Genomic DNA, 12947 nt, shown 5'->3' with positions numbered 1-12947 from the left:
CCTGCCAGACGTCTCTCCGTCCGTGCGCCTCAAGGAATGCTGGGGGGCACGTTCACCTTCGATTGTGCGACAGGTGTTTCGTCCGCCTGAGGCGCACACAGGTTTGCGGCCTGCAGGAGTCCGTTTCCGTAGGTCTTGTCACGGCCCGGCTTGCCCAGGTCCATTGTGCTGCTCTCGAGAGCAGCCTTGAGGTCGGCCGGTTTCAGTGTTGCGTTGGACGCGTGCAGGACTGCCGCAGCCGCGGAGATGAATGGCACGGCATAGGATGTGCCGCTTTTCGCAGTTCCGCCTCCGCCCGGCGCAGCAACCCACAGATCCACCCCGGGCGCGGCAAGGTCGATGTAGTCGCCCTGGGTCGCGCGGCGGTAGACATCGCGCTTGTTGTCGACAGCCGTGACGGCGATCACGCCCGGATAGGCGGCAGGGTAGGAGGGTTCGGCGCCTGCGCCATTGTTTCCGGCGGCCGCGATGATGACCATCCCCTTCGCCTGGGCGGACTCGATGGCTCTCCTGAGCACCTCGTTGGGAGGCCCGGACAGGCTCATGTTGACGACGCGGACGTTTTTCTCCGCCAAGGCCTCCAGAGCCATCACAAGTGCCGTCACATCCGTTCGGTCCGCCGTTCCGCCATCACGATAGAAAGCGTCGACGGCCAGAATATTTGCGTCAGGCAGGAGGCCGGGCGCGCTGCTTCCGCTCCGGCCGACGAGAAGTGCCGCCACAGCCGTGCCGTGGTCGCGCTGAGAGGGCTTGCCGCGCAGTTGCAGTCCGGAGACGATCTCGATCGATTGGCCCTGAAGGGCCTCGTGCTCGCGGTCAATGCCCGTATCGATGAGGCCGATTGTTGGCACTGGGCCGCATTGTCGGGCGACCGGCAGGTTCCAGCCGACGAGGGAGACAGCCTCGCAGCCGGTGCCGGTGCAGCCTGCAGCCCCATCCGTGTAGTAGAAATGATCGAAATCAGCGGTAGCCCCGGCATCCGCAACACGCACGGCACGCTGTGCCTGAGCAAGTGACATGCCGCTTGGCGGAATGAGCCGCACCACGCTCGCGAGGGTGCCCTTGGTCTGCCTCTCGGCTTGGAAGCCCTGCGTCTTTAGCCGGGCCAAGCTCTTCGACGTCAGGCCGACAGCCACGATCGAGCGCGATGCCTGTCTGGGCTTGGGAAGGGCTTGATCTGCTGCCGCATTCGCCGCCTGGGATCGTCCCGGCTGGGGCGGTACGTTAGCAAGAGGTCTGGAGGGTTTCGCAGCACCTGCTGCGGCCTTGTTGGGAGCAGGCGCAGCCTTCCCTGTCTGGGCTGCCTTCCGCGATGAAGTCGGCCGGGATTTCGCAGATCGAGCGGGGTTGCTTTTCGGTGCGCTCTTGGGAGCCAAAACCTTCTCAATGGCCTTGACAGGTGCCGTTGCAACAGGGCGAAGGCTGTTCGTGACCGTGCCGAAAACCCCCGGCAGTCCTCCATGTGCTGTGGAGCGCGAGGCGCGGCTGTTCCCAGATGCATTCCCTTGGGCGGAAGAGTTGCCTCTGCCTGAGGCGCCGCCAGCGTTTGCGGAGTCGCTCTGGCCTGAAGATCGGCCTTGACCGGCGCCTTCGTTGCCACCACCTCTGCCGTTGCCGTTGCCGTTGCCGTTGCCGTTGCCGTTGCCGTTGCCGTTGCCGTTGCCGTTGCCAGAGGCATTGCCTCCCGAAGAATTTCCGGCTCCTCCGGCATTGCCGTTCGCGTTGCCGTTGTTGCCTGAACCTCCCTGACCTCCTGCGTTTCCGCTGCCGCCGCGATCGCCTGCGTTGCCGCTGTTCCCGCGATCTCCGGAATTGCCGCTGTTCTCTCGGTCGCCCCCATTGCCGTTGTTGCCGGAGTTTCCAGGAGACCCGCCGTCTCCTCTCCCACCCCCATTGCCGCCTCCGTTCCCGCCATTGCCATTGCCGCCATCATTTCCAGGCTTGGCCATGGCTGGAACTTCGGTGAGAGCCAATCCGACACCGTTTCCGATTCCAAACTGGACCTTGGTCGGACAGACAATGGCAACACAGGATGCCAAAACCAGCAGGGAGCGTCGTTTCGATGTCATCATCCCGGCTCGCTAATGCGCCGCAACAGGGCCCTTGTTCCCTCAGTGGCTTTGCAGGTCCACTAAACCTTAGATAACGGTCAAGGCGGCAGCTTGTTTCAAGTGCGCCTGAATTTCCAGAGGCTCCTGGTGCCTTCAGCAGATTGCAGGTGTTAATCGGGAAATCCGTGCCTTCATAAGGTTAGGAAATTCGCTAAAATGAATATGTTGGTGCTAAATGTCATCTTCCGCGCCCGCATTGTTCAGAATTTTTGATGAATATTAGAGATAAGTCATATTCATCCTGTGTTCATAATTTTCCATGCGTCAGAGGTTCGTAAAACCGGACTGGTTGCTTGGAAACTACTTCGACAATGACGCGTTGTCGGTTGCCGGGTGTTGATCCCGAAGCAAAATTCAGGAGTCAGATCATGTCGAAGAAGCTTCTTCTTACCAGCGTCGTTCTCGCTGCTCTCGCCCCTGCAGCGGCTTTTGCGCAGTCCGGCGGTGCCGCTGCGGGCGCAGCCACAGGTGCGGTCGGCGGCGCGGTCGTTGGCGGCCCGGTCGGTGCGGCCGTGGGCGGCGTCACGGGTGCCATCGTGGGTGGTATTGCCGATCAGCAGCAGCCCGAGTTCCGCTCGTATGTGACCACCCAGAAGGTGCCGTCCTACACCTATCGCGAAGAGGTGCGCGTGGGCGCGACCCTGCCGGAAGCTGGCGTGACCTATTATGAGGTGCCGGCCGAGTACAAGGTGAAAGGCTACAAGTACACCGTGGTCAACAACACCCCTGTGCTGGTGGAGCCCGGCAGCCGCAAGATCGTTCAGGTCATCCGCTAACGACTATCGGCTCTGGTACTGAGCTTGGGGCGGCCTTCGGGCCGCCCTTTCGTTTGTGATCTGCCGAAGCAGCCCGCCGGTCCCTCGGCGAAGCGGTGTCCTCTTGAGATTGGAATAAAACGATTAGCTTTCCCGTTATGGTTCTATCAGGTCACGCGGAGCAGGAATGGCAACAGCCATAGGACAGGAACTCGTGGCGCTTCTCCCGAGGCTCCGGCGCTTTGCGCTGGTGCTCTGCCGCTCGCAACCCCTTGCGGACGATCTTGTCCAAGGGGCCTGCGAGCGCGCACTCGCCAAGGCGAACAGCTGGACGCCCGGAACACGGTTCGATGCATGGATGTTCCGAATTCTCCGCAATCACTGGATCGACCACTTGAGACGAATGAAAGCCGAAGGCATGATGGAAGACGTGGAGTCTCAGACGCACCTGATCGGTGACCCTGGCGAGGAGCCGATCATGAACAGGCTCGCCTTAGCGGAAGTCCAGCGGGCCATCGACAGCCTGCCTCAGGAACAGCGCGAGGTGCTTGCTCTGGTGTGCGGCGAGGATCTCACTTACCGGGAGGCCGCAGAGGTGCTGAACATCCCTGTCGGGACGATCATGAGCCGCTTGGCTCGGGCCAGGAAGCGACTGGTCGAAGTCACAGCGGCTGCCTGAGGGTACATGAGACGAGAGTGGAGTAGGACGATGTCGGAGCTGCATCTCACCGATGAAATCCTGATGGCCTTTGCGGACGGGGAACTCGACGAGCCCGTGGCAGCAGCCGTTGCCAGGGTTATGGCACAGGATCCAGCGGTCGCACGGAAGATCGTCGAGTTTCAGCAGAGCCGTCGTCTGACACGCTCCGTTTTCGCCAGCAATCTGACACCCGATGTTCCAAGCGAACTCCGCGCAGCCATTTCAGCCCAGATTGAGGCCTATGAGGCCGCGAGTGCGGCTGGCGAGAAGCGCCAACCCGTGGAGGCAAAGAGCTTATGGGCCCGCGGGGCGTTTCCGATCCAGATGGCTCTGGCTGCCTCCCTCGCGGCCGTCGCCGTGACTGCGGGATACCTCATAGGGCAGCAATCGCAGCCAGTGGCAGGTCGCCTTGCGCAGCTGGAAGACCCCCGCGTCCTCAGGGAACTCAGCCGCCTCGAATCCGGACGTGAGGCGGAGCTGCCGGTTGGACGGTTGAGAGTGATTTCGACATACCGTCTTCCAGACCAGTCGTTATGTCGTGAATTCAGGCTGCAATCCACCTCCACGGCAACCGGTGCTGTTGCCTGCCGAACGGATGAGTGGACGGTAACCTTTGCTTTGGCAGAGCCTGCCAAGGGCGCTGAATATGTGCCAAGCTCAGGTGGTGACCTCGTTGAATCCTATCTCGGCAATCTCGATGCCGGGAACCCGCTCGAAGGCGAGGCGGAGGTCAAGGCTCTGGCTGAATCCGTCCGCTAACCTCCCATCTACTCCGGAAGAGGTATGCCCTTTTTTGTAAAGGGGCGGAATAAACGCTTTGACCGGTCCGTTCTCTATCCTGACAGGCTAGTGATAGAGGGTGACCATGCGTGCCGCGTATTATCTGGCTTTAGCGGTGTTCTTCATGGGCAGTGTTTCGATGCCCACCATAGCCCTGAATGCACCCCATGCGGCTGAGCCGTCCTTGCCGGCGGACCAGCAACACGCGTCTCTCGATGCTGCGCGCAACGATGTTCCTGCTGCCCCAGGGAAGAGCGGTTCGCACCCGGATGCGCTCTTGGCCTCTCATTTCAGCCGCGGCGCCCTGATCGGGGAGGCCTTGCCTGAGGAGATCGATCTCCACCCGATCCCGCGCCATGAAACCTACCGCTACGCGGTTGTAAGCGACCATCGGGTCATCGTGGACGCCGCTTCGCGCAGAGTCGTCTACGTCGTGCGTTAGGATCGGCTCCGGATCCGCGGAAGAAAAGTTTTGTTCATAAGAATAGCGAGTTGATTCATGTCATTGCACAGCTTGATGGAAGACCGGCGAAGCTATCGCCAGGAAGAGAAGCCAACGACGAAAGTGTTTCCAATCTGCAGCAATCCATTGCTGCGGATCGGCCTAGAGACAGTGCTTGCAGGCGAAGGGTTTGACGTCTGCCATGAGGCCATCGACGACATATCGACCTTGCCAGAGATTCCGGAGGGACAGCATGCCCTCTTCATCATCGATGGCGAAATCCGCAGCGACGCCATTATCGACACCATCAATCAAATAAAGACGAGCTTTCCCGATGCAAAAATCGTGATTGTGGCGGAGACGTTCGAAGCCGCTGCAGTATCGGCTTTCTGGAAGGCCGGAGCACACGGTTTCTGTCTCTCCAATAGCCAAAGCGAAATCCTTGCTGGATCTCTCCATCTCGTCATGCTCGGCGAAGTTGTTCTTCCAGCGGCTCTTGTGCTCTCCATGACCGAGACGAAAGCGAACCATGCGGTAGCTGTGCCGGCGGATAATCCAGGAGGGAATATCGATCTCCGATTGTCAGGCCGACGGCTCTCGATGAGAGAAACCCAAATCCTGGCCTTCTTGAGAGAGGGGGCGCCCAACAAGGTGATTGCACGTAAGCTCAACCTCTCTGAATCGACCGTGAAAGTGCACGTCAAGGCAATCTTGAAGAAGGTCGGTGCCTGCAATCGGACTCAGGCTGCGCTTTGGGCGACACACCACGTTTCGGCGGAGATCGAAGCCTAATCGGGTTGATCGGTCATACCGAAATGGCTGGTGCAGGAGGAGAGATCCTTTAAGTCCATTGCATTCAAGTGCTGCTTGGCTCTGACCCGGATCTCGCAAAACTCTCGTGCCTCTCGGCGATAGCCGCGGCCAACGATCCATCGAGCCCGAATTCGGCAATCATGCGGCTTGCCTCTCGCATTTCTGCTGCCCGCCGCACGCCGTGCTGCTTCACGCGAGACATCATGGCCTTCGCGATGTGATCCCAATCCATGCCAGGATAGGACACCGTCAAGCTCGCCAGAACGGCTGGCATCACGCCTGCCTTTTCGGCGGCCAACGTGAAGTCCACCATCAATGCCTCCATGCCCTTGATGACGATGCTGCGGCATAGCTTCGTTGCGGAGGCCGTTCCGATTTCAGAGCTGACGGGGGTAATCTTCATCCCCAATTTGTTCAGGCGAACCGAAGTTGTTTCCGCCGTTGCACCGCCACTGAGAATAGGAACCTCAATGCCGACGCCGCTCACGGGAGCCATGACGGCAAACTCGATGAAGGCTGCGCCTCCCTGGCGGACCTGATCAGCCACGTCCCTCTTGGTGGCTGGCGAGACGGAATTCAAATCGATGTAAGTTTGGCGTGGCCTGAGATGAGGCGCAGCCTGCCGGGCCGCCATGATCGCAGAATCCGCCGTAACAGCCGAGATAACGATGTCTGCCGTTGCACAGGCGTCAGCCACGCTGTCTGCGGCATGGACCTTGTCGTCCGACGCTCGCTGCTTCAGCTCGCGGCCTCGGATTGGGTCGTCAAAGAGGATATCGTATACACTCACGCGCACGTCGGCCTTCGTCGCAAGCTGGCGCGCGAAGAGTTGCCCGACCTCGCCGTAGCCGATGAAGGCGATCTGAAGACTCATGAGTTCTCGCTGCATCTCAGCAGGCAAAGGGCCGCGCCCCTACTGCTCATCCCTGTATTCCACATAAACGAGGCCCGCTTTCTCCAGGGGTTCACGCATCTTGTAGAGGTCGAGGCCAAGAACGCCGGAGGCGAGTTGCTCGCGTTTCGAACCTTCATTGGCGACACGGGCTTCGCCTGCGACCGCCACGGCCTCCGCTTCCCGTCGCGGCACCACCAGGACGCCGTCGTCGTCGGCGATGATTACGTCACCCGGCTTTACCAGGGCGCCTGCGCAGACCACGGGAATGTTCACGGAGCCGAGGGTCGCTTTCACGGTTCCCCTGGCCGATATGGCGCGCGACCACACAGGGAATCCCATCTCGGTCAGGGTCTTCACGTCGCGTACGCCGGCGTCAATCACCAAGCCGACCACGCCCCGCGCCTTGAGCGATGTCGCCAACAGATCACCGAACATGCCGTCAGTGTTATCGGTGGTCACGCCGACAACCAAGATGTCGCCGGGCCTGCACTGTTCGACGGCCACGTGGATCATCCAGTTGTCGCCGGGCTGCGCCAGCACCGTCACGGCGCTGCCGGCCACCTGGGCTCCCGGCCAGATCGGCCGCATATAGGGCTTCATCAGCCCTGAGCGGCCCATGGCCTCATGGGCGGTTGCCACGCCGAACTCGGTGAGCCGGCCGACAATCTTCTGGTCGACGCGCGGCGTGTTGGTGACGACAACCGGCTTCATGCGAGTTCCTCGACGATTTGGGGGAAGATGCGCTGATAGGCTTCACCGTAGGTCATGGCGCGCCCGGAGTTGCGCCCGCCCTGCATGCCGCGGTTCAAGGCCACACGGGTGTAATATTCCCACAGGTGCTTTTGCGCGGCCAGGATCTCGAAGGCCCTACGCTTGGTCTCCCACACATCGTCGATGTTGAGGATCACGTTGGGTTTGTAGTTGCACTGTTCCGGCTGGTGAGGCTCGAACAGGAAGACCGGCGGCGCATTATAGGCGAGGTCCGGGTTCGGCTTGTGCCCGGCCGCCTGGGCAATGATGCGGGCCTCCTGCGCAAAGCGCGTCGCCTCCGGATGATCCACGTTGTACGGATCTTCCAGAGAATGAGTGAGCACGAAGGAGGGCTTGAGTTCCCGGTAGATGTCGACCAGACGCTCCAGCATCTCCGGCGTTGTGTGGAGCGGGTAGTCGCCAGCATCGAAGAACTCGATCTCGGCGCCGAGCACCTCGGCAGCGCGCTCGGCCTCCTCGCGCCGCTGCGCCTTGACCTCGGTCAGTGAGACATCACCCTTCTTCCAGGCCCATTGGCTTTCGCCCCGCTCGCCGAACGAGAGACAGACGATCTTCATGCGATGGCCCTTTTTCGCATGAAGGGCGATGGCGCCGCCTGCCCGCCATACAAAGTCGCCGGGATGGGCGGTGACGACGAGTCCGGTCTTTTCAGCAGTCATAAGGACCTCGAGAAGAAGTGTTCTAACGATTCAAGCCGCATCACGTCCGGCTTCGGCAGGGTGCGCGAGAGATTCATGGGCGAAGGCATAGCCTTCGAAGAGCAGGCGGGCGGTGCGAAGAAGGCCGGCCTTCTCGACAACCGGACTCTCCTCAGTCCCGCCCACTTCGATCACCACGCTGAACTCGCCTGTCGGATGCTCGACCGAAAGGGTTTTCTCGCGCCCAGGTGGAATTTGGGCGACCCGCGATGCAGGAGAGCCCGGCAGCACACAGGCCGTCGCAACCGTCACCGCGGCAAAGACACCGATGGAGGCATGGCATTCGTGCGGAATGAAGCTGCGGGTACAGACGTGCCCGCCCGCAACAGGTGGCGCCACCAACGCCATCTTCGGGACGACCTTGGAAGAAACGTCACCGAGGCCCATGAGCTTGCCGGCTTCAAGCCGAATCTCCTCCAGGCGCGCCTTCAGCTCCGTATCCTTGTCGAGCACATGGCGTGGTTCGTATCCCGTGCGCCCTACGGCGGAGGCTTCGAGCACGACAACCGGCATGCCGTTGTCAATCAGGGTCACGTCAATTCCCGCCACGCGGTCCACCACATTGCCGGTCGGCAGAAGGGAACCGCAGACGGAGCCGGCAGCATCAAGAAATTCGACAGCAATCGGCGCTGCGGTGCCCGGCACCCCGTCGATGCGGGCATTGCCACCATAGATCACATCGCCGTCGCGCGTCTGCACCGCCAGCTCTGCGATGGTTCCCGTGTTGACCGTATGGACCCTGACCCGGGTGACAGGATCGGCGGCCGTCACAAGCCCCCGCTCGATGGCGAACGGCGCAACGCCCGCGAGGATGTTGCCGCAATTGGGCGTCACATCCACCTTCGGCTTGTCGACGCCCACTTGGCCGAACAGGAAGTCGATGTCGCAATCGGACCGCTTGGACTTCGACACGATGGCGATCTTGCTCGTCAGCGGATGAGCACCGCCGATGCCGTCGATCTGGCGCGGATCCGGCGAACCCATGATGGACAGAAGCAGCGCATCGCGGTGCGCCGGATCGGACGGAAGGTCGTCAGCCAGGAAGTAGGCGCCTTTGGAGGTGCCACCCCGAAGGATCATGCAAGGAATGCGAGGCTGAATGGTCCTTCTCCCCTGATCTGGCGAATAATGTCCGGGGAGGGTGCATCAGGGGACTTCATGCAGCAAATGGTTTGTTTATGGCTTTTGATGAATTTTTTTCATAATTTGCGTACGCTTCTTGGCTGAAGTCTTTTGAGGAGCGTTTTCCTCGCCGGCGAAAGCCTCAACAATGATCTTTCGAAGCTCGTCGGCCAATGGCGACAGAGGTGTTCCCCGCCGTGAGACAATGCCGAGCTGGCGGGTGATGCTCGGGTTGCGCAGGGGCACGAGCCTGAGGCCGCGCTCGTCAACGGAGTCGAAAGCGCGGCTCGGAATAACCGTCAGCGCGACTCCAGCTTTGACCAAGGCTACAGCCGTCTGGATGTGCTGAACCTCGAAGCGCCACGTCAGGCCCTCCCGGCGGCTGCCCAGGGCATCGTCGATGATCATGCGATTGCCTGTCTGGGGGCTGATCCTGATCAAGGGTTCTTCCGTGAGATCGGACCAACTCACGCTGGGCTGGGCAGCCAGGGGATGGCCCTCAGGACAGACGAGCGTAAAGGGGTCCTTGGTCAGCATCTCGATGTCGAAATCCCAGCGATGAGCAGCAACCAGGGTGATCCCGAAGGCGATTGTGCCCTCCTGCACCAAATTGCTGATCTCGGTAGCGGAGTTGTCGTAGATCCGCAGAACCACGTCCGGGTGGCGCTCCTGGAACCGCCGCAGGGCCGAGGGCAAGCGGCCGGATGCGATCGTGGGCAGGCAGCCGATGGACAGTGTTTCCTGACGGCTGCGCCCTTCATGACGGAGCTCATCCAGTGAGACCGACAAGCTTTCGATGGTGCCCTTCACCTTGGGCAGCAGGTTGAGGCCGGCTTGGGTGAGCGATACCTCCCGGGTTGTTCGGGACAGGAGCTTCACCCCAAGGTCTTCCTCGAGCTTTCGGATCCTATGACTGAGCGCCGTCTGTGACAAGTTGAGATGCGCCGCCGCCAGCTGGAAGCTGCCGCGCTCCGCGATGGCCAAGAAGGCATGAAGACCCAGAAAGTCGATGCGCATGAAGGCTCCGGGACAGGAAGTCTGCTATTATATATGAAGTATATTCATCAATCCCCAAAAACAAACCATTTGCTTCATTGTGGCCCTGTCGCGTCTCTTGAGATGCACAGATCCACGTGATGAGGGCCGATCCGCCGAATGACGTCAGTGCCGACGATCCCGCCGCCGCATCCTGACCCGCGGCTGCCCTCGTTCAAGCTTCCACCCGGAAGTTGCGACACGCATTGCCACATCTTCGGGCCTAACCACCTCTACCCGTATGTGCCGGAGCGGCCTTACACGCCGCCGGATGCGCCGCTGGAGATGTTCCGCGCCCTGCACGACCGTCTCGGCGTCGAGCGGGCGGTGATCGTTAATGCAACACCCCATGGGCGCGATAACCGGGTCGTCACCGATGCGATCGCGCAGAGCGGCAGTCGGTACAAAGGCATCGCCAATGTTGATGAAACATTCGACGACAGGCAGTTGAGAGATCTGGCGGAGGCTGGGATCGAGGGATGCCGGTTCACCTTCCTGCCGCGTCTCGGCAAGGTGCCGGACATGAGTGCGTTCGACCGGGTCGTCGAGCGCATTGCAGGTCTCGGCTGGCATGTGGATCTCTACCTGCCGGCGAACCTCATCCCCGAATTCCGGCCCCGGCTGATGAACCTCCCGGTTCCCTACGTGATCGATCACATGGGCGTGGTCGATGCGAGCCAAGGCCTCGGTCAGCCGGGCTTTAAAGCCATGCTCGATCTTCTGCGAGACGACGAGAAGTGCTGGGTGAAGGTCTCCTGCCCGGAGCGTATCTCACGCACAGGGCCGCCGTTCCACGATGTGGCGCCCTTCGGGCGCGCGTTGGTCGAGACGGCGCCGGACCGGGTTCTCTGGGGTACCGACTGGCCGCATCCGAACGTGCCGGTGATGCCGGACGATGGCGACTTGGTTGATCTCGTGCCGCTCTATGCGCCGGATCCCGCCATGCGGCAGAAGCTTCTCGTCGACAACCCGACGCGCCTGTTCCGCTTCGGGCAGTGAGAAAAGATCAAGAGCAGGGAGGACACACGAGCATGTTCGCGACGACCACCAGACGATCCATGCTGCTGGGGCTTGCGATGGCCGCGGGATTGACTCTATCCGGGGCGGCAGGGGCGCAGACGGAATATCCGACGCGTCCGGTCAAGATCATCGTGCCTTTCGGCGCCGGCGGCGTGGCCGATGTTACCATCCGGATCGTCGCGGAGAAGCTCAGCGACAAGATGGGGCAGCGCTTCATCGTCGAGAACATGCCGGGCGCCGGCGGCATCACGGCAGCGCGGGCGGCTCTGTCGAGCGCGCCCGACGGGCACACCCTGACGATGCTCACGAACGGGACGGCGGTGAGCGTACCGCTCTTCGCCAACCTGCCCTTCGATCCGCTCACCGATTTCGTGCCGATCTCTACTCTTGGCACATTCGACTTTCTCTTCGTGGTGAATGCGAATTCCGAGTACAAGTCCTTCAAGGCCCTGATCCAGGCAGCCAAGGACAAGCCGGGCGATCTGAACGTCGCGACCATCGCGGTCGGCAGTACCCAGCACCTCACGTCCGTTCTGTTCAAGGGCGAAGCAGGTGCCGATCTGCGGCACGTCCCGTTCCGCAACACGCCGGACGCGCTCGTGTCGCTGATCCGGAACGATACGCATCTCCTGATCGACTCTCAGGCTGCCTTGAAGTCCGCCTTGGAAGGCAATCAGGTGCGGGCGCTTGCCACTTCGGGGCCTCGCCGTTCGCCCGCAATGCCTGACGTGCCGACCGTTCAGGAGGCAGGCATCTCCGGGTTCGATGTGACGTCCTGGAATGCTCTCTTCGCACCGAAGGGAACTCCGGAGCCCGTCATCCAGAAACTGAACGCAGCCCTGAAGGAGATCCTTGCCATGCCCGATATAAAGGCGCGGCTGCTGGATCTAGGGATCGAGGCACGCAGCGAGACGCCGGCGGAACTGACCCAGCGCCTCCGGTCCGATATCGAAAAGTGGCGGGCGGTGATCGAGAAAGCTGGCATTCCGAAGCAGTGAGGAGAAGCCGTTGAACATGGTTCATTCAGCTGTCGTCTGAGGAGCGCGACAATGACCGCTGCAAGCGAACTTCCGACGATCCTTCTTCTGCCGGGGCTTCTGTGCGATGCGAGCGTTTGGAAGGCGCAGATCGAAGCCCTGCGCCCTCACGCGCATGTTCTTGTGGCTGACTTCTCGCAGCACGACTCCCTTGAGGCCATGGCCCGTTCGGCGCTGGCGATGGTGGAATGCCCGATCATCGCCATCGGGCATTCGATGGGTGCGCGAGTGGCTATGGAGATGGCGCATCTGGCGCCCGGACGCATCCGGAAGCTTGCCCTCATCGACACCGGGATCGACTCCCGTAAGGAAGGCGAGGAAGCCAAGCGGCAGGTGCTGGTGGACTTGGCCTATGCCGAGGGCATGGGAGCCCTTGCCGACCGCTGGCTCCCGCCCATGGTCCATATGGATCGGGTGGAGGATGTTGCGCTTCTTGCTCCTCTTAAGGAGATGGTGATGCGAGCGACGCCCGAGCAGCATCAGCGGCAGATCCGGGCGCTCCTCAATCGCCCGAACCTGGTGCCTCGTCTGGCGGACATCACATGCCCAACCTTGGTCATGGTCGGGCGCCAGGATCGATGGAGCCCGCTTGCGCAGCATGAGGAAATGGCTGCTCGAATTCCAAATGCGGAACTCGTGGTGATCGAGGACAGCGGCCATATGACTCTGCTTGAGCAGCCCGAGCAGGTGTCGAACGCCTTGTTGCACTGGCTGGGGTTTGAGAACAAGCTCGCGGGTACGCACGCCGCCGCAGGGATGGGGAGCTAA

The 12947-nt window shown here is 61.4% G+C and carries 15 protein-coding genes; 9 read left to right on the top strand and 6 right to left on the bottom strand.

Going from position 1 to position 12947, the window contains the following annotated elements; genetic code table 11:
• Positions 1 to 29: 29 nt before the first annotated feature.
• Positions 30 to 1136, bottom strand: coding sequence for a S8 family serine peptidase (locus JQC81_RS00595; protein ID WP_203269774.1), 1107 nt, complete (start codon positions 1134 to 1136; stop codon positions 30 to 32).
• A 441-nt stretch (positions 1137 to 1577) separates the two neighbouring features.
• Here JQC81_RS00595 and JQC81_RS00590 point away from each other — a divergent pair, with 441 nt between their 5' ends.
• From JQC81_RS00590 to JQC81_RS00565, 6 genes are all read left to right on the top strand, one after another.
• On the top strand, positions 1578 to 1739 hold the full coding sequence (locus JQC81_RS00590; RefSeq protein ID WP_203269773.1) for a hypothetical protein: 162 nt from the start codon (positions 1578 to 1580) through the stop codon (positions 1737 to 1739).
• 740 nt (positions 1740 to 2479) lie between these two features.
• Entirely contained in the window at positions 2480 to 2887 is a 408-nt protein-coding gene (locus JQC81_RS00585; protein ID WP_203269772.1) for a DUF1236 domain-containing protein, read from the top strand.
• A gap of 166 nt (positions 2888 to 3053) precedes the next feature.
• A complete protein-coding gene (locus JQC81_RS00580) occupies positions 3054 to 3545 on the top strand; it encodes an RNA polymerase sigma factor (RefSeq protein WP_203269771.1) in 492 nt (163 codons plus the stop codon).
• 30 nt (positions 3546 to 3575) lie between these two features.
• A complete protein-coding gene (locus tag JQC81_RS00575; RefSeq protein WP_203269770.1) occupies positions 3576 to 4325 on the top strand; it encodes an anti-sigma factor in 750 nt (249 codons plus the stop codon).
• A gap of 106 nt (positions 4326 to 4431) precedes the next feature.
• On the top strand, positions 4432 to 4788 hold the full coding sequence (locus JQC81_RS00570; RefSeq protein ID WP_203269769.1) for a DUF1236 domain-containing protein: 357 nt from the start codon (positions 4432 to 4434) through the stop codon (positions 4786 to 4788).
• A gap of 57 nt (positions 4789 to 4845) precedes the next feature.
• Positions 4846 to 5580, top strand: a complete 735-nt coding sequence (locus tag JQC81_RS00565; RefSeq protein WP_203269768.1) for a LuxR C-terminal-related transcriptional regulator — start codon at positions 4846 to 4848, stop codon at positions 5578 to 5580.
• A gap of 64 nt (positions 5581 to 5644) precedes the next feature.
• On the opposite strand, the gene JQC81_RS00560 is transcribed toward JQC81_RS00565, so the two are convergent.
• The 5 genes from JQC81_RS00560 to JQC81_RS00540 form a co-directional block, all read right to left on the bottom strand.
• Entirely contained in the window at positions 5645 to 6475 is an 831-nt protein-coding gene (locus JQC81_RS00560) for an NAD(P)-binding domain-containing protein (protein ID WP_203269767.1), read from the bottom strand.
• 39 nt (positions 6476 to 6514) lie between these two features.
• On the bottom strand, positions 6515 to 7207 hold the full coding sequence (locus tag JQC81_RS00555; protein WP_203269766.1) for a 4-carboxy-4-hydroxy-2-oxoadipate aldolase/oxaloacetate decarboxylase: 693 nt from the start codon (positions 7205 to 7207) through the stop codon (positions 6515 to 6517).
• Positions 7204 to 7926 carry a PIG-L deacetylase family protein gene (locus JQC81_RS00550; RefSeq protein ID WP_203269765.1) on the bottom strand — a complete coding sequence of 241 codons (723 nt, stop codon included), beginning with the start codon at positions 7924 to 7926 and terminating at the stop codon, positions 7204 to 7206. The genes JQC81_RS00555 and JQC81_RS00550 overlap by 4 nt, the downstream gene beginning before the upstream one ends.
• Positions 7927 to 7956: 30 nt before the next feature.
• On the bottom strand, positions 7957 to 9045 hold the full coding sequence (locus tag JQC81_RS00545) for a 4-oxalomesaconate tautomerase (RefSeq protein WP_203269764.1): 1089 nt from the start codon (positions 9043 to 9045) through the stop codon (positions 7957 to 7959).
• A gap of 96 nt (positions 9046 to 9141) precedes the next feature.
• Positions 9142 to 10104: a LysR family transcriptional regulator gene (locus JQC81_RS00540; RefSeq protein WP_203269763.1), complete on the bottom strand. Its 963-nt coding sequence runs from the start codon at positions 10102 to 10104 to the stop codon at positions 9142 to 9144.
• 138 nt (positions 10105 to 10242) lie between these two features.
• Between JQC81_RS00540 and JQC81_RS00535 the strand changes: the two genes are divergently transcribed.
• Genes JQC81_RS00535 through JQC81_RS00525 form a run of 3 tightly spaced genes read left to right on the top strand, consistent with a single transcriptional unit; the run spans position 10243 to position 12947 of the window.
• Complete coding sequence (locus tag JQC81_RS00535; RefSeq protein WP_203269762.1) at positions 10243 to 11121, top strand: amidohydrolase family protein; 879 nt, start codon at positions 10243 to 10245, stop codon at positions 11119 to 11121.
• Between the two features lie 32 nt (positions 11122 to 11153).
• Complete coding sequence (locus tag JQC81_RS00530; protein WP_203269761.1) at positions 11154 to 12140, top strand: Bug family tripartite tricarboxylate transporter substrate binding protein; 987 nt, start codon at positions 11154 to 11156, stop codon at positions 12138 to 12140.
• A 51-nt stretch (positions 12141 to 12191) separates the two neighbouring features.
• Positions 12192 to 12947, top strand: coding sequence for an alpha/beta fold hydrolase (locus tag JQC81_RS00525; RefSeq protein ID WP_203269760.1), 756 nt, complete (start codon positions 12192 to 12194; stop codon positions 12945 to 12947).

Source organism: Microvirga arabica (assembly GCF_016811235.1).
Taxonomy (GTDB): Bacteria; Pseudomonadota; Alphaproteobacteria; order Rhizobiales; family Beijerinckiaceae; genus Microvirga; species Microvirga arabica.
The sequence above is the reverse complement of the archived record's forward strand: the minus strand, read 5'-3'. Positions and strand labels throughout refer to the sequence as shown.